Here is a 15,823-nt window from a genome sequence, read left to right as displayed (position 1 = left end):
AAAGCGCAGACTTCAAGGGGCTATAACGTAGTGTCGAATACAACGGTGAGCGGGCTTTGGTACTTATACCCAGGCCGCATTGCGCTCAGGTCTTCGAGCTTGAAATGCAATTTGGCCGCTTCATTGACGATCGCGCGTGGCACCTCGAACCGACGTGAAAGCCCCCCTGCGGCACTTGTCGGCAGCTCGATGTCCGTTACCGGCCTGCCCTGCCAGGTAGCCCCTGGCACAGTCAATGAAACCTTGGTGATCGCCTTGTCCCGGAGCCCCTGGGAACCACCGAGAACGCAACCGAACGCGCCGGCGGACTCACACCGCACGCCGACCAAGAACGGCCCTCCCGCGCTGATTCGAAACGGCAAGTCGCGCGCCAGTAACGGGGGCAGGCGGCCAGTCCATCGCCCCCAGCCGCCTGTCGGTTCGAGCACTGCCCTGTTGGAGCCGGGAGGGAACTGCACATGCATGTCGGCGTGCACGGTCAATTCGATGTTCACGACGAGCGTGCGATCCGGCATGTTGCCCCACCTGCTCCCAAGATCGAATTCCCTGTGATCGGCGCTATCGAAGCGGTAGATGAGGCGATCCCTATAGACCCCTGGCGGCATTCTCTGGAGCCCAGGAATCTCCATGCGGAAGGGAAAACCTGTCAGTTGCACGCCATACGTGTACGTTTCGTTGGGCCCCGCATGCATTCTGCTCCAGCAGTCTCCCCTATTTGCTGTAGTCACCCACAGCGCATTCATGACAATGTGCTTAGCGGTTTTATAAACGGTACACGCTCCTGCCCCATCGCGACCCAGACGATCGACCGCGTGCCAGCTTAACGCTATACCGGGGTCATACCACTCGCCCTGCATCCCCAAGCCCAGGATGAAGAACCTACCTCGCTGGCCTCCCGGCGCGTTGAAATCAATATATCTAAAATCCGGAAGTCGGGTGTAGAAGCTCCTTCTGGGCTCCGTCTCTCTGCTATACACATCGGTCTGGTAGGTGATAGGAATATCCACCGTGCCGATACCTTGCCTGGAATTCTTCTCGATATCGCATTGCGCGGGCCAGTACTTGCAATAGCTGGCAGGGGCGCTCGACTCGATCCGCAGTTTCCCATTCCGGTACTTGGCATAGATCGTGACCTCCGCCGCAAAGGCCTGCCCTGCGAACGACAACATCAACGCCAACAGCACAGCCCAATGGAGTGGGTGATTCCTCATACATTTCCCCTCGAATGACTCTGTCTTTGCAAAGGGAAAGTTTGAGTAATTTTGGCCACACTGATTAACAAGACGCCTCCCAAAAAATCTGGGAAAAGTCTTACATCATAGGCAAGCGTGTCACTCGAGAAACTTCAGATCCGATGGCGCGTCCTGGGCCAGTTTCTGCACGGTTTCGCCCAGCCTGCCGCTACGCGGGTCGCGGCGCAGGACCACGATCTGGTTGCTCTTCTGGTTGGCCACCAAGAGGAACTTGCCGCTGGGGTCGAGGCTGAACTCCCGCGGGTGGTCGCCCTCGACGGAGCGGCGCTGCAACAGGGTCAGTTGGCCATCCTCCTTGCCCACGGCATAGGCCACGATCTCGTTGCTGGTGCCGCGGTTGCTGACATACAGGAAGCGCCCGTCGGCCGACAGGTGCAGCCCACCGGCCGCCTTGGCTGCAGCCTCCTGGCGCTCGGTCAGGGGCAGGCGCTGGCGTTCCATCAGGTTGCCGTCCTGCACATCGAACATCACCACTTCGGCGCTCATCTCCAGGGTGAGGTAAGCGTGCCGGCCCTTGGCATCGAACAGCAGGTGACGCGGGCCGCTGCCTGGAGGCAGGCTGACAGACGCCGGAATCGCCGGGCTCAGCGGATGCTCGGGGCTGGCCCCGTCGTAGCGGTAGATGAAGACCTTGTCGGCGCCCAGGTCGCTGGCGTAGAGGTGACGGCCCTCGGGCGAGAACACCACCGAATGCACATGGGCCCCGGCCTGGCGTTCAGGGTTGACCTTGCTCGGCGTGTGACGCAGCTGTTGCACCACCTCCTTCAGCTTGCCATCACGCGCCACCGGGAGCGCCACCAGGCTGCCGCCGGGCACCGGCGCGACCGCATAGTTGGCGACGAACAGGTAGCGCTGGTCATGGCTGAGGGTAGCGTGGGTCGGTTCGTCGCCACGGCTGGCCACTTGGTTGAGGGGCTTGATGTCGCCCTTGGCATTGAGCGAAAGGCTGCTCACATGGCCCTGGGGCGTTTCATTGACCGCGAACAGCAGGCGCTGGTCGGCGGACAGCACCAGCCAGGACGGGCTGACACTCTTGACCACCTGCAGCGGCTTGGCATCGACCTGGCCGCTGTCGCTGTCGAAGCGGTAGCGGTAGATCCCTTGGCTGGCACCGTCGGTGTAGCTGCCAACCAGTAATACCGCGGCATGGCTGTTCAATGTCAGGCCCATGAGACTAGCGGCCAGCAGGCTCTTCCAGGTCTTCATCGTCGTCATCTTCCGAAGCGCGCAGGGCATCCATACAGACTAGTCGATGCTCGCCGTCGGCATCGTCGAGCCGCCACTGGTCGCCCTCGGCGACGGCGGCGGCCACTTGTTCGGGGGTGAAGTGCCAGCGGCGCAACTGGCGGCCGTCCATGCATTCGATCGAAAGACCGGTGTCGTCGTAGGTGAAGTCGAAGGCGTGGAGCCCGTCGATCAGCAGCATGTCGCAGGCTGCGAGGGCGTTGGCGAGGGATGACATTGGAACACCAGGTAGAAAGTGGGGCGCCAGTATAACCCCGGGGCTGCTGTGCAGCCCAATCGCCGGCAAGCCGGCTCCCACAAGGAGCGAAACCTGTAGCCCGCCGATTGGGCCACAAACAGCGAAACCTGTGGGAGCCGGCTTGCCGGCGATTGGGCCGCAAGGCGGCCCCCTCGTGGATCAATGAGCGAAGATCGACCCGCCCACCTTGCCCGCCAGCTTCTGTGGCTTGATCAGGAACCGCGCCAGCGCCGGCAGCAGCCACAGTGCGCCAAACATGTTCCACAGCAACATGAAGGTCAGCATCAGGCCCATGTCGGCCTGGAACTTGATCGCCGAGAAGATCCAGGTGCACACGCCAATGGCCAGGCACAGGCCGGTGAACAGCACGGCTTTGCCGGTGGAGCGCAGGGTTTCGTAGTAGGCCTCCTGCAACGGCAGGCCGGCGCGTAGGAAGCTCTCCAAGCGGCTGTAGATGTAGATGCCGTAGTCCACGCCGATCCCTACACCCAGGGCGACCACCGGCAAGGTGGCGACCTTCACGCCGATGCCCATGAAGGCCATCAGGGCGTTGCCCAGCACCGAGGTCAGCACCAAGGGCAGGACGATGCACAAGGTGGCGGCGAACGAGCGGAAGGTGATCAGGCACATCACCGCCACGCACAGGTAGACCAGCACCAGGATGGTCAGCTCGGCCGATTTGATCACCTCGTTGGTGGCCGCCTCGATGCCGGCGTTACCCGCCGCCAGGAGGAACTGCAGGCCATCCTTGTTGTGGTTGTCGGCAAAGGCCTTGGCCACCGAGGTCACGCGCTCCAGGGTTTCAGCCTTGTGGTCGTTGAGGAACACCAGCACCGGTGCCAGGGAGCAATCGGCGTTGTACAGGCCATCGGCACGGGCGATGGAGTTATTGAGCACGTCCGGGTTGCGCGACAGGGTCTCCCATTTCAGGCTGCCCTCGTTCATGCCCTTGATCACCTGCTTGGACACGGTCACCAGGGAAATCGCCGACTGCACGCCCGGGGTGTTCTCCATGGTCCACATCAGCTCGTCGATCGGCGCCATGGTGGAGTGGATCGAGCAACTCTCCGATGGTGTCTTGACCATGATCACCAGCACGTCGGAACTGGTGGAATAGTTGTTGATGATGAAGTTGTTGTCCTGGTTGTAACGCGAGTCCGGGCGCAGCTCCGGCGCGCCCTGGTCGAGGTCGCCGATCTTCAGGTTCTGGCTGTACCACAGGCCACCGGCAAAAGCGGCCAGGGCCAAGGCGATGGACACCGGTGCCACCTTGGGGCTGGCGAAATTGGCCAGCAGGCGCCAGAACGGGTGTTCGCGGGTCGCGTCCTTCTTGCTGCGGGCGATGGCCTTCTGGCTGATACCTACATAGGAGATCGCCACCGGCAGCAGGATCAGGTTGGTGAAGACGATCACCGCCACGCCGATCGACGCACCGATGGCCAGTTCACGGATCACCCCGATGTCGATCACCAACAAGGTGATGAAGCCCACGGCGTCGGCCAAGATGGCGATCATGCCCGGCAGGAACAGCTGGCGGAACGTGCGCCGGGCGGCGGTCAGGGCATTGTCGGCACCGCTGGACTGCAAGGCGATGCCGTTGATCTTCTGCACCCCGTGGGAGATGCCGATGGCGAAGATCAGAAACGGCACCAGCATCGAATACGGGTCCAGCCCGAAGCCCACAGCGTGCATCAGCCCCAGTTGCCACACCACCGCCACCAGCGTGGTGACGAGCACCGCGATGGTGCTGCGGATGCACCAGGTGAACCAGTACAGCAAGGCCCAGGTGATGGCCAGGGCCACGCCGAAGAACATCACCACCATCACCAGGCCGTCGATCAGGTCACCGACCTTCTTGGCGAAGCCGACGATATGCACCTTCACGTTGGGGTTCTGGGCCTGGAACTTGTCACGGATCTTCTCTTCCAGCTGGTGGGAGAACTGCTGGTAGTCGAGCTTGACTTGTTTGCTCTGGTCCTGTGGGTCCGGGTAGCTCTCCATCAACGGCACGTCGACGATGCTGGACTTGAAGTTGTTGGCCACCAGGCGCCCGACCTGGCCGGACTTGAGCACGTTGTCGCGCAGCTCGTCGAGGCTTTGCGCCGAGCCGTTGTAGGTGTTGGGGATCACCTCGCCGCCGGCGAAGCCGTCTTCGGTGACTTCGGTCCAGCGCACCGCCGGGCTCCATAGCGATTTGAGCCCCGCACGGTCGACGCCGGGAACGTAGAACACCTCGTCGTGGATCTGGCGAAGGGTCTCCATGTACTCCTTGTCGAAGATGTCACCGTTGACCGCCTCCACCGAGATACGCACGGTGTTGCCCAGGTTGGCCAGGTCGTTGCGGTGCTCGATCATCTGTTCGATGAACGGGTGCTGCAGCGGGATCATCTTCTCGAAGCTGGTAGACGGGCGGATCTGCGTGGCCTGCCAGAACAGGAAGATGCTCACCAGCAGGCACAGGGCGATGACCACCGGCCGGTTGTTGAAGATCAGTCGCTCGAGCAATGTGGCCTTGTCCTGGTGGTGTTGCTGGTGCATGTCGAAGCTCTCCCGGCTGGTCATGGCTGCACCTCCTCGGCACCCTGGGCCGTGGCCAGGTGCACCCCGCCCTGCCCGACCAGCAGCAAGCCGCCGTCGGCAAGGCCAGTGGCAGCCGACAAGGCGATGCGGTCGGCGCGGTTGTAGACCGAGAAGCTCTGGCCGTCATCCTGGCTGCGCAACACGCTGCCACTGTTGCCCACCAGCACCAGGCTGCCATCCTCCAGAAGCGTAGCGCTTGCCAGGCCGAATTCGAACGGGCCACGGGCAGTCTTGAGCGGGACCGGTTGCCAGGTGTCGCCGAAATCGGTGGAGCGCAGCAGGTTGCCGCGCAGGCCGTAGGCCAGCAACGTGCGCGCCTGCGTGGTGCCGATCACGCCGAACAGCGACCCCTCGTAGGGGCTCTGGACCACGGACCAGCTCTGGCCGTTATCGCTGGAGCGGAACATGCTGCCCTGCTCGCCGACGATGAACAGGCCGGCGTCCTTGATCTGGGCGATGGCGTTCAGATGCAACTGGTCGGGGTTGTCCAGGCGCTCGCCGATGTCCTGCCAATGCTGGCCGCCATCGGTGGTCTCGAGCAGTGCGCCATAGGCGCCGACGGCGAAACCGTGCTGGGCGTCGAGGAAAGCGATATCGAGTAGCGGGGCCTCGCGGGCGAGGTCTTCGAACTGTTTGCTCCAGGTGGCGCCGCCATCATTGCTGGCCAGCACCTGGGCGTCATGGCCGACGGCCCAGCCGCGCTTGTCGTCGAGGAAGAACACCGCAGTGAGCAGTTGACGGGTGGGCACCCGGGCCTGGGCCCAAGTTTTGCCCTGATCATCGGAGAACAGGATATGGCCGCGGTCGCCGACCACCACCAGCCGCTGGCCGGCATGGGCGACATCGATCAACAGGCTCTGGCTGGCCCGGGCCGACTCCACCGAATACTCCTCGGCCGCCGCCGCACGCGCAGCATTCGCTCCTGTTGCCAACGCCAGTGCCAGCAGCGCACTGGCCGCCAGCGGCCAGGCTCCGCGCCTGGCTTGCGCCATCACCCGATCCGTCATGATCGCCCCCTGTTGTGTTCTTGTAGTGGGTCAATCTATTGCCAGGTACTGCGAAAAGCCTGTTCCAGAGCCCTGCAATAGCTTTGGGGCCATCGTATCGGGGTTATCGGCGGGAAGACAACGAGCGGGACGTTATGTTTTGTTAACCGCAAGAGCAGGGGCTGCCCTGCAGCCCTTTCGCGGCACAAGGCCGCTCCTACAATGGGTCGCATTCGCCTGTAGGAGCGGCCTCGTGCCGCGAAAGGGCCGCAAGGCGGCCCCGAGGGCTTCAAGCCAAGCTCTTGCTCACCACTTCATACACATCGCTGGACAACGCACCGGAGGCCAGAATCCGCTCCAGCTCGCCACGCATCAATGCCTGGCGCGCATCGTCGTACTTACGCCAGCGGGTCAGCGGCGCCAGCTGGCGCGAGGCGATCTGCGGGTTAAGGGCGTTGAGCTCGATCACCAGGTCCGCCAGGAAGCGGTAGCCCGAACCGTCGGCGGCATGGAAGTTCACCAGGTTCTGCCCGGCGAAGGCCCCGATCAGCGCACGCACCTTGTTCGGGTTCTTCAGAGTGAAGGCCGGGTGCTGCATCAGCGCCTTGACCCGCGCCAGGCCGCCCGGCAGGGTGCAGGCCGCCTGCACGCTGAACCATTGGTCCATGACCAGCGGATTGTCCTTGAAGTGCTCGGCGAAGGCTTCCAGGGCCTTGGCGCGCTCGGCCTCGAACGGCGAGTTGACCAGCACCGCCAAGGCGGTGAGGCGCTCGGTCATGTTGTCGCACTGGTCGAACTGCTCCAGCGTCGCCGCCAGCACCTCTGGCTTGCCGCTGAGCATCAGGTACGACAGGGCGATGTTCTGCAGGCTGCGACGGGCAAAGTGCTCGGCCTCGGCGACATAGGCAGTTTTCGCCGACACCTCGCGGTTGGCTTGGTAGCGCGCCCACAGGGCATCGAACAGCTGCTCGGCGATCTGCTTGCGAGCGAACTCACGGGCAGCATGGATAGCCTCGACGTCGGCCACCTGGCTGATCTCGGTCAGGTACGCCTCGCCTGGCAACGAGAGCATCTCGGCGACCATGGCCGCGTCCAGCGACGCATTGCCCAGCACGGTGCCCAGGGCCGTGATCAGGCGCTGGTCGAGCTTGAGCGCCTCGCCGCGCTGGTGCTGACCGATCAGCTCCTGCAACACCTGCACCGACAGTTGCTGCCCCGCTTCCCAGCGGTTGAAGCCGTCGCTGTCGTGCTGCATGAGGAACATCAACTGATCGCGGTCGTAAGGGAAGCTCAGCTTGACCGGCGCGCTGAAACCACGCAGCAGCGAAGGCAGCGGCTTGGCCGTGATGCCCTCGAAGGTGAAGGTCTGCTCGGCCTCGGTCACCGACAGCACGCGGCTTGTGCCTTGCGGCGCGGCTTCGCCGGCCAGGCGCAGCGGCAGGTCGTTGCCCTGGGCGTCGAGCAGGCCCAGCTCGACCGGGATCACGAACGGCAGCTTCTGGGCTTTGTCCGGGGTCTGCGGGCAACTCTGGCGGAAGGTCAGGCTGTAGGTCTGGGCCGCGGCGTCATAGGCTTCGCTGACCTCCAGGCGCGGGGTGCCGGCCTGGTTGTACCAGCGCTTGAATTGGGTCAGGTCGACGCCGTTGGCGTCCTCCATGGCCTTGATGAAGTCGTCGGTGGTCACCGCCTGGCCATCGTGGCGCTCGAAGTACAGGTCGCTGCCCTTGCGGAAACCCTCCGCGCCCAGCAGCGTACGCACCATGCGCACCACCTCGGCACCCTTCTCGTACACCGTCAGGGTGTAGAAGTTGGAAATCTCGATGAAGCTGTCCGGGCGCACCGGGTGGGCCATGGGGCCGGCGTCCTCGGCGAACTGGTGGGTACGCAGGTAGGCCACATCCTCGATGCGCTTGACCGTGCGCGAGTTCATGTCGGCGCTGAACTCGGCGTCGCGGAACACCGTGAAGCCTTCCTTGAGCGACAGCTGGAACCAGTCGCGGCAGGTCACGCGGTTGCCCGACCAGTTGTGGAAGTACTCGTGGGCCACCACGCCTTCGACACGCTGGTGGGCGGCATCGGTGGCAGTTTCGGCCCGGGCCAGCACGCAGCTGGAGTTGAAGATGTTCAGGCCCTTGTTTTCCATGGCGCCCATGTTGAAGTCGTTGACCGCGACGATCATGAAGATGTCCAGGTCGTATTCGCGGCCATAGACTTCTTCGTCCCAACGCATGGACTTCTTCAGGCTGACCATGGCGTGGTCGCACTTGTCGATATTCTCGGGCTCGACATAGATGCGCAGGGTCACATCGCGACCGGACACGCGGGTGAAGGTGTCCTCGACGCACCACAGGTCACCGGCGACCAGGGCGAACAGGTAGGCCGGCTTCTTGAACGGGTCTTCCCAGGTGGCCCAGTGGCGCCCGTCTTCCGACGGGCCGTTGCCGACAGGGTTACCGTTGGACAGCAGCACCGGGTAGCGATGCTGCTCGGCGATCACCGTGGTGGTGAAGGTACTCATCACGTCCGGGCGATCGAGGTAGTAGGTGATCTTGCGGAAACCCTCGGCCTCGCACTGGGTGCAGAACATCTTGCCGGACTTGTACAGGCCTTCCAGCGCGGTGTTGCTTTCCGGGTGGATCTTCACGCTGGTGTCGAGGGTGAAGCGCTCGGCCTTGGGCTGCAGGGTCAGGCTGTCGTCGTCGAGCTGGTAGTCGCCGGCGGCCAGGGGCTGGTCGTCGAGCTGCACGCTCAGCAGTTCAAGCTGCTGGCCATCGAGCACCAGTGGCGGCAGGCCGGCGCCACGCGCCGGGTTGCGGCGCATGACCAGCTGCGCATGGACCAGGCTGTGGTCCTCGAACAGCTCGAAGGTCAGGTGCGTCTCGTCGATCAGGTACTCGGGCGCCTGGTAGTCCTTGAGGTAGATCACTTGCGGTTGTTCGGTACGCATAGTGCTGGTCCTTTTACTGGTGCACGGCCAACTGGTAGGCCGTGTACTTGCGAATGTTGATCACGCCGGTGTCGAAGATCAGGTACTGGCCCTTGATGCCCAGCAGCGTGCCTTCGGCCACTGGGTCCTTGTCGAGGTTGAAGCTGACGATCTTTTTCGGGTAGGCCTCGACCGGGTAGCGCATCTGCACCACTTCAGCGTCGTGCACCGGCTGTATGGCCTGCAGGCCGAAGCGCTCCTGCAGACCGCGCAGGCCCTCGGCACAGGCATCGAAGATCTGCTCGCGGATAGCCGGCAGGTCGAGCACTTCGGCATCGCTCTTGAGCAGCGTGCGCCAGTTGGTGCGGTCCGGCACCTGGCTGCGCAGCAGGTCTTCGACCAGGCCCGACTGCTGCCGGGTGGCCACGCGCATGATCGGCAGGGCCTGGCTAGCGCCCTGGTCGAGCCAGCGGGTGGGCAGCTGGGTGGCACGGGTGATGCCGACCTTGATGCCCGACGAGTTGGCCAAGTACACCACATGGTCGGTCATGCAGAACTGCTCGCCCCACGAAGGTTCACGGCAGGTGCCGGCGTCGTAATGGCATTTTTCCGGGGCCATGATGCACACATCGCATTGGGCCAGCTTGGTCATGCAGGGGTAGCAGTAGCCCTGGCTGAAGCTGGTCTTGGTGCGCTTGCCGCAATGGGTGCAATGGATGGCGCCGAGGTATTCCAGGCGCACGGTGGACCCGATCAGCGGGTTGACCGGCACCTGCTCCTCACCCAGGCGGAAACTGTATTGAACGACGGGTGCTTCCAGGCGCACCGCCATCTTGCTCAGAGAGCCACGAGCGAGTTCGATCAATGTACCGAGTCCGACTTGAACAGGATGTTGGGGACCGGTGCCGACTTCGACGCGCACTCCTGCGGGCCCATGTAGCCGGTGCGCTGCTCCTCGGGCAGGTTCTTCATCTCCCAGGCGATCACCGCCTGCAGGGACAATTCCTTCTGCTCCGGGGTCAGCTTGCGGCCGTCGGCCCATTTGCCGATTTCCACGGCCAGTTTCAGGCTTTCGTAGATTTCGGGGGTGATGTTCTGGATCATTTGCGCGAACGTGGACATAGCGTCTCCTCAATCAGGCCGACAGTTTACGCCGTGCCAACGCCCCACCCAAGAGCCCGGTCAGACATCCGATGAGCAACCCGCCGACATGGGCGGCATTGGCGACCTGGCCGAAGCCGAGCTGGCCGACCACGCCGGTCAGGCATACCAGCAGCCAGATGAGCATCATCACCAGCACGCCCTTGGGCAGGCTGAACAAGGGGTTGGGCGCCAGCCACTGATACAGCCATACGTGCCCGAGCAGGCCATAGAGCACGCCGGACAAGCCTCCGAACAGGCTGGGGCCGCTGGTGTAGTGCTGGGCAAGGTTCGACACCAGGCTGAACACCAGGGTCAGGCCCAGCAGCATCCACGGGCCCTGGCGCAGCTCGATGCGCTTGCCCAGCTCCCAGTACCAGAGCGCGTTCATCGCCAGGTGCAGGACTCCGAAGTGCAACAGCATCGGCGATACCAAGCGCCACCACTGCCCTTCGGCCAGGCCCTGGGCCAGCGGGGTGAAGTACAGGTACTCGCCCTGTACACGGAACTCCAGGAAGGTGAACCAACCGATGGTCGACAGGTTGTCACCCAGGCCGGTCACCCCGGCCACCACCAGGCACAGCAACAGAATGGCAGCGGTGACCTTGCAGGCACGGGCCTGGTCGGCCAGCGATGGCTGGGTCGGGCCATTCGCAGGTAGACCCGCTCCCTCGATATCCAGGTCGTCGTTGCCCTCCGGGAAGCGCTGATACAACTGGCGCACGTCGTCGGCCAGGTGCTCGGGCACCCAGAGCACCTGCTCCTGGCCCTCCTCGACCACCCGGTGAGGCACCTGCAGGCGCCGCAGCATCCGCACGAAACCGCCCAGGTCCACCGCCAGCGGCAGGCGCATCGCCGCGACCACGCTCATTGGTTGGCCTGCGGGCGTTCGACATCGACCCAGACGAACTTGTGCGGGTCGATGCGGGTTTCGTCGTCCAGGCGGTAGGCCGCCAGCTTGCCGTAGAGCACCGCGCTGTAGTCCAGGCAGGCCAGGTTGGCGCGGATCGGCGCGGGTCGGCCGCTGCGCCAGTAATGGCCGACGAACAGCAAAGGCTCGTCCTCGCCGTAACGCAGCAGGGCGTTCTTCTCGCTGTGGCTCAAGGGCGTGCGGGCCACTTCCTCGGGCAGGGCGTCGGGCTGGAACACGATGTCTCCGTAGGTCTGTGGGTCTTCTTCCCAGAACTTGGTGCGGAAGAAGGCGCGGGTCAGGCCATCGCCGCCGGTCAGTGTCAGGCCGTCCGGCAGGCGCATATCGGTGCCACGCAGCAGGCGGTTGCACACGGTGGCGGCGAAGCTGCCGGACACCGCCGAGGCCTGGATGAAGTGTTCGTCGATGCGCCCGTCGGGGTATTCCCGGCGCAGCGGCTCGATCAAGCGAGGGTCCCAGCAGGCATGCACCAGGCGGAAACGGCCAGCGTCGACGAACAGCGGCAAGGTGTAGAACCATTCGAGGAAGTCGTGCCAGTCGCCTGGATGCTGGGCGAACTGGGTCAGGGTTTCGTCGATCAGGCGGGCATGGCGCGGCGTATGCTCGCGCACATAGGCCTTGCCACTGCCGGGCAGCGCCGGAGTGACCCACGCCAAGGCGTTGTATTCATGGTTGCCCATGATGCAGAACCCCTGGCCGGCCTCGACCATGTCGTGGACGATGTGCAGCGCCTCGCGGATACGCGGGCCGCGGTCGACGATGTCGCCCAGGAACAGCGCCTGGCGCCACGGGTGGCGCCAGACACCGCCGATGCGCTTGTAGCCGAGGGTGTCGAGCAGGCGTTCCAGGGTCAGGGCACAACCGTGGACATCGCCGATGATGTCGAAACTTCGCGCCGGATCGAGCATCAGTCGCCTCCACCACCCAGACGGCTGCCCCAGCCGAGTTTGGTGCGGCAGACCTCGTAGTAGTTATGGTCCAGCGGATGGATCAGGCGCAGCTTCTGCGGCTTCTTGCACACCGTGATGGTGTCGCCCGGGGCGCAGGTGAAGTGGTTCTGGCCATCGCAGGAGACCTGCGGGTAGATCGTCAGGTCCTGGGAAACGACGATCTTCAGTTCGCTGTTGCCGTCCACCACGATCGGCCGCCCGGAGAGGGTGTGCGGGTACATCGGCACGATGACGATGGCGTCGAGCTTGGGATGCATGATCGGCCCGCCGGCAGACAATGCATAGGCGGTGGAGCCGGTGGGCGTGGCGACGATCAGGCCGTCGGCCTTCTGGCTGCAGACGAACTGGCCGTCGATGTAGATTTCGAATTCGATCATCCGCGTCGACTTGCCCGGGTGCAGCACCACGTCGTTGAGCGCATCGCCCTGACCGATGGCCTCGTTGTGGCGACGCACCTCGGCCTGCAGCAGGAAGCGGTTTTCCACCAGGTAATGGCCGTCGAGCACCTCGGCGACCTTGACCTCGAGTTCGTCGGGGCGAATATCGGTTAGGAACCCCAGGCTGCCGCGGTTGATGCCCAGCACCGGAATGTTGTGCCGGGCCAGGGCGCGGGCCGCGCCCAGCAGGCTGCCGTCACCACCGACCACGATGACCAGGTCGCACACCTCGCCCAGCAGCTTGCGCGTGGAGGTCTGCAGGCCATGGCCGGGCAGCACCTCGGCGATGGTGTCCTCGAGGATGACGTGCAGGTGGCGCTCGAGCAGGAATTTTTTCAGCCGGCGAATGGTGTCGAGCACCTGGGAGCTGCCAAGGCGTCCGATGATACCGATATTGCGAAATTGCTCCATGGGGCTCCTGCGAGGCTCTGCGGCGGGTAACGAGTGGCCGGTGCGGCCTTGGGGATTATGGGCGAAACGACCGGCCAGCGGCAAACCGGCTATGCTCGCGGGATGATGCCGTTCGCCGATCTTCACGCCCTGCCCCGCCAGTTGCACCGCCCTGCGGTGCGCGACCTGGCGTGGGTGTTGGTATCGCCGCCTTTGCTCGGCCAACCGCCTTGCGCGCAGCGCCACCCGCTGGCGGCCAGCGCCTGGGCGCACGACCCCACGCGCCTGCTGCAATGGCTGTTGGCACTGGATCAGGACGACCGGCCGCTGCGCGACTGGCTCGCCCGCCTGACCAGCCACCGTCTGGGCCTGTACTACGAAAGCCTGTGGCAGTTCGCCCTCGGCCAGGCGCCTGGTATCGAGCTGCTGGCAGCCAATCTGCCGATCCGTGAAGGCGGGCATACCCTGGGGGAGCTGGATATCGTCTTGCGTGACCGGGAGGGCGTGCACCACCTGGAGCTGGCCATCAAGCTCTACCTCGGCCCACCCGGCGGGGACGGCCACGATCCGGCGCATTGGCTGGGCCCAGGCTGCCATGACCGGCTGGACCGCAAGCTGAACCACCTGGCCGGGCACCAACTGCCCATCTCGGCCAGCGCCCAAAGCCGTAAGGCCCTGGCACTGCTGGGGGTGGGCGAGGTTCACGCGCATGCCTGGCTCGGCGGCTACCTGTTCTACCCCTGGCCGGGGCATGCCCAAGCGCCGATCGGCGCCGATGCGCATCACCTGCGTGGCCGCTGGCTGCATCGAAGCGATTGGCACGGCTACCGGCAAGCCAACCCCGCCGGGCGCTGGCAGCCCCTGCCCCGGCCTGCCTGGCTGGCACCGGCGCGGGTCGAGGCGCACGCGTGCTGGGCGCCTGCCCAATTCGAGGCCTGGCTCGGTGAGCTGGACAGCCAGGCGCCGGCGCACCTGCTGGTCCGGTTGGAAACCGCCGGGGACGGTAGCTGGGAAGAGGCCGAGCGCATGTTCATGGTGGCGGACAACTGGCCCTATCTACCGGCTTGATACCTTGGCTGCCCATGCCGGCCCAATCGCGGGACAAGCCCGCTCCCACAGCCCGGCCTTACAGCTATCACTGTCCTTGTGGGGCTTGCCCCATGATTGAACCGCCACTGCCAACATCAATTCAAAGACCTGGCTCAAAGAAAAATCCCCAGCCAACGATTAGAGTTGCAGTTACGCGCCAAAAAGAGCGCCACCCCCGACCTGATGATGAGGACCCCCATGGCTTTATCTACCCCCCCGACGCACTACGCTCGCCTCTCTATCACCCTGCACTGGCTGATGCTGGTGCTACTGGCTGCGGTCTACGCCTGCATCGAGCTGCGCGGGCTGTTCCCCAAGGACAGCGCCGAACGCAACCTGATGAAGGACCTGCACTTCATGCTGGGCCTGACGGTGTTCATCCTGGTCTGGCTGCGCCTGGCCATGCGCCTGATCCGCCCCGCCCCACCGATCCTGCCCAAGCCGCCGGCCTGGCAGACGGGCCTGGCGCACCTGGTGCACCTGCTGCTGTACCTGATGATGATCGGCCTGCCCATCGCCGGCTGGTTGATCCTGAGCGCCGCCGACAAGCCGATCCCGTTCTATGGCCTGGAACTTCCGGCATTGACCGCCCCGGATACGGACCTGGCCAAGTTCATCAAGGGCTGGCATGAACGCATCGGCAGCTGGGGTTACTGGCTGATCGGCGTGCACGCCTTGGCCGGCCTCTACCACCATTACGTCCAACGCGACAACACGCTGGTGCGCATGCTGCCCTACCGGTAACCGCGACGCCCCTGCAGCCCACCGGTGTGCAGGAAGATCAGGCGCGTGCCGGGCGCAAAGCGCCCGGCCGCGACCTGGTCTCGCAGCGCCATCAAGGCCTTGCCGGTGTACACGGCCTCCAGCGGCACGCCGCTGTGGCGCTCGGTCTCGTCGATGAAGGCCAGCAGTTCATCGTCGAAGCGGCCGAACCCGCTCCGGCAGGCGTCATGCAGTTCATGGCCCCCCTGCACCAGCCCGGCGAGGCTCTGCTCAACGCCATGGCCACGCGGCACTGCCAGCGCTCCATGCACCGTCCGGGCGCCGCCTTCAGCGAGCACCAGGCCCGCCAGGGTGGTACCCGTGCCGACCGCCAGCCACCACCCGTCATGCCCTGACCAGCCCAATGTTGCCAGTTGTGCTCTCGCCTGCTCGACGATCAGCTGGCAGCCTTGGGCACCGGCCAAGCCACCGCCCCCTTCGGGAATACAGTGCCAACCCGGATAGCGCGCTTGCCAAGGTGCCCAGAAACCTGCCTGGTGGCGTTCGCGGTAGCCACCGTAGCCCAGCCAGTGCAACTCCATGCCCAGGGCCTGCAGGTCGCGTACGGTGGGTGTGTCCTGCGCATGGCCGCGCAACAGCCCGGCGGTGGAGAAGCCAAAACGCTTGCCTGCTGCCGCCAGGGCATGGAGGTGGTTGGAGTGATTGCCACCCAGGCTGACCAGGCCCGGTGCGCCAGCGGCCTGGGCCTCGAGCAGGTGGTGGCGCAATTTGAACCATTTATTGCCGCTGATCAGCGGGTCGATGAGGTCAAGGCGCAGCACCGCGACCTCGACCCCGGCTTGGTCGAGCCAGGGCAAGGGCAACGGTTGCAGGGGGGCTTGGGGAAGATCAGCGAAGGTCACGGACATCGGGCGAGTATATCAGTGGCCAGGCCG

At 64.6% G+C, this 15,823-nt stretch carries 14 protein-coding genes; 2 read left to right on the top strand and 12 right to left on the bottom strand.

Annotated features, from left to right (window positions below):
- Nucleotides 1-20 precede the first annotated feature (20 nt).
- The 11 genes from IRZ56_RS17140 to IRZ56_RS17090 form a co-directional block, all read right to left on the bottom strand.
- Nucleotides 21-1,178, bottom strand: a complete 1,158-nt coding sequence (locus IRZ56_RS17140) for a hypothetical protein (protein ID WP_196146024.1) — start codon at nt 1,176-1,178, stop codon at nt 21-23.
- Nucleotides 1,179-1,331: 153 nt separating this feature from the next.
- Nucleotides 1,332-2,423, bottom strand: a complete 1,092-nt coding sequence (locus tag IRZ56_RS17135) for a lactonase family protein (protein ID WP_196146051.1) — start codon at nt 2,421-2,423, stop codon at nt 1,332-1,334.
- Between the two features lie 4 nt (nt 2,424-2,427).
- Entirely contained in the window at nt 2,428-2,715 is a 288-nt protein-coding gene (locus IRZ56_RS17130) for a DUF5629 family protein (protein WP_196146023.1), read from the bottom strand.
- A gap of 180 nt (nt 2,716-2,895) precedes the next feature.
- Nucleotides 2,896-5,298, bottom strand: a complete 2,403-nt coding sequence (locus IRZ56_RS17125) for an efflux RND transporter permease subunit (protein WP_196146022.1) — start codon at nt 5,296-5,298, stop codon at nt 2,896-2,898.
- The gene (locus IRZ56_RS17120; protein WP_419183261.1) at nt 5,295-6,308 is read right to left on the bottom strand and encodes a WD40/YVTN/BNR-like repeat-containing protein; all 1,014 of its coding nucleotides are present in this window, start codon (nt 6,306-6,308) and stop codon (nt 5,295-5,297) included. The genes IRZ56_RS17125 and IRZ56_RS17120 overlap by 4 nt, the downstream gene beginning before the upstream one ends.
- Before the next feature lie 283 nt (nt 6,309-6,591).
- Nucleotides 6,592-9,249, bottom strand: coding sequence for an aminopeptidase N (pepN, locus tag IRZ56_RS17115; RefSeq protein WP_196146020.1), 2,658 nt, complete (start codon nt 9,247-9,249; stop codon nt 6,592-6,594).
- A 13-nt stretch (nt 9,250-9,262) separates the two neighbouring features.
- Entirely contained in the window at nt 9,263-10,093 is an 831-nt protein-coding gene (locus IRZ56_RS17110) for a DUF2797 domain-containing protein (RefSeq protein WP_196146019.1), read from the bottom strand.
- Entirely contained in the window at nt 10,090-10,350 is a 261-nt protein-coding gene (locus IRZ56_RS17105) for a YeaC family protein (protein ID WP_084855074.1), read from the bottom strand. Before IRZ56_RS17105 ends, IRZ56_RS17110 begins: the two co-directional genes overlap by 4 nt.
- A gap of 13 nt (nt 10,351-10,363) precedes the next feature.
- Nucleotides 10,364-11,239: a rhomboid family intramembrane serine protease gene (locus IRZ56_RS17100; RefSeq protein WP_196146018.1), complete on the bottom strand. Its 876-nt coding sequence runs from the start codon at nt 11,237-11,239 to the stop codon at nt 10,364-10,366.
- Nucleotides 11,236-12,207 carry a metallophosphoesterase gene (locus IRZ56_RS17095; protein ID WP_196146017.1) on the bottom strand — a complete coding sequence of 324 codons (972 nt, stop codon included), beginning with the start codon at nt 12,205-12,207 and terminating at the stop codon, nt 11,236-11,238. Before IRZ56_RS17095 ends, IRZ56_RS17100 begins: the two co-directional genes overlap by 4 nt.
- Nucleotides 12,207-13,097, bottom strand: a complete 891-nt coding sequence (locus tag IRZ56_RS17090) for an NAD(+) kinase (protein WP_084855071.1) — start codon at nt 13,095-13,097, stop codon at nt 12,207-12,209. Before IRZ56_RS17090 ends, IRZ56_RS17095 begins: the two co-directional genes overlap by 1 nt.
- A gap of 57 nt (nt 13,098-13,154) precedes the next feature.
- On the opposite strand from IRZ56_RS17090, the gene IRZ56_RS17085 reads away from it, so the two are divergent.
- Both IRZ56_RS17085 and IRZ56_RS17080 read left to right on the top strand, forming a co-directional pair.
- A complete protein-coding gene (locus tag IRZ56_RS17085) occupies nt 13,155-14,144 on the top strand; it encodes a DUF1853 family protein (RefSeq protein WP_196146016.1) in 990 nt (329 codons plus the stop codon).
- 219 nt (nt 14,145-14,363) lie between these two features.
- Nucleotides 14,364-14,909: a cytochrome b gene (locus IRZ56_RS17080; protein WP_196146015.1), complete on the top strand. Its 546-nt coding sequence runs from the start codon at nt 14,364-14,366 to the stop codon at nt 14,907-14,909.
- On the opposite strand, the gene IRZ56_RS17075 is transcribed toward IRZ56_RS17080, so the two are convergent.
- On the bottom strand, nt 14,900-15,796 hold the full coding sequence (locus IRZ56_RS17075) for a pyridoxal-phosphate dependent enzyme (protein ID WP_230390430.1): 897 nt from the start codon (nt 15,794-15,796) through the stop codon (nt 14,900-14,902). The genes IRZ56_RS17080 and IRZ56_RS17075 overlap by 10 nt on opposite strands.
- Between the last annotated feature and the right edge of the window lie 27 nt (nt 15,797-15,823).

Origin of the sequence: Pseudomonas guariconensis (assembly GCF_015680235.1) — a bacterium.
GTDB lineage: Bacteria > Pseudomonadota > Gammaproteobacteria > Pseudomonadales > Pseudomonadaceae > Aquipseudomonas > Aquipseudomonas guariconensis_A.
The sequence above is the reverse complement of the archived record's forward strand: the minus strand, read 5'-3'. Positions and strand labels throughout refer to the sequence as shown.

Coding starts and splice junctions, on each gene's coding strand:
- IRZ56_RS17135 (WP_196146051.1), bottom strand. CDS start 2,423: ATGGGCCTGACATTGAACAGCCATGCCGCGGTATTACTGGTTGGCAGC.
- IRZ56_RS17130 (WP_196146023.1), bottom strand. CDS start 2,715: ATGTCATCCCTCGCCAACGCCCTCGCAGCCTGCGACATGCTGCTGATC.
- IRZ56_RS17125 (WP_196146022.1), bottom strand. CDS start 5,298: ATGACCAGCCGGGAGAGCTTCGACATGCACCAGCAACACCACCAGGAC.
- IRZ56_RS17120 (WP_419183261.1), bottom strand. CDS start 6,308: ATGGCGCAAGCCAGGCGCGGAGCCTGGCCGCTGGCGGCCAGTGCGCTG.
- pepN (WP_196146020.1), bottom strand. CDS start 9,249: ATGCGTACCGAACAACCGCAAGTGATCTACCTCAAGGACTACCAGGCG.
- IRZ56_RS17105 (WP_084855074.1), bottom strand. CDS start 10,350: ATGTCCACGTTCGCGCAAATGATCCAGAACATCACCCCCGAAATCTAC.
- IRZ56_RS17100 (WP_196146018.1), bottom strand. CDS start 11,239: ATGAGCGTGGTCGCGGCGATGCGCCTGCCGCTGGCGGTGGACCTGGGC.
- IRZ56_RS17095 (WP_196146017.1), bottom strand. CDS start 12,207: ATGCTCGATCCGGCGCGAAGTTTCGACATCATCGGCGATGTCCACGGT.
- IRZ56_RS17090 (WP_084855071.1), bottom strand. CDS start 13,097: ATGGAGCAATTTCGCAATATCGGTATCATCGGACGCCTTGGCAGCTCC.
- IRZ56_RS17085 (WP_196146016.1), top strand. CDS start 13,155: ATGGGCGAAACGACCGGCCAGCGGCAAACCGGCTATGCTCGCGGGATG.
- IRZ56_RS17080 (WP_196146015.1), top strand. CDS start 14,364: ATGGCTTTATCTACCCCCCCGACGCACTACGCTCGCCTCTCTATCACC.
- IRZ56_RS17075 (WP_230390430.1), bottom strand. CDS start 15,796: ATGTCCGTGACCTTCGCTGATCTTCCCCAAGCCCCCCTGCAACCGTTG.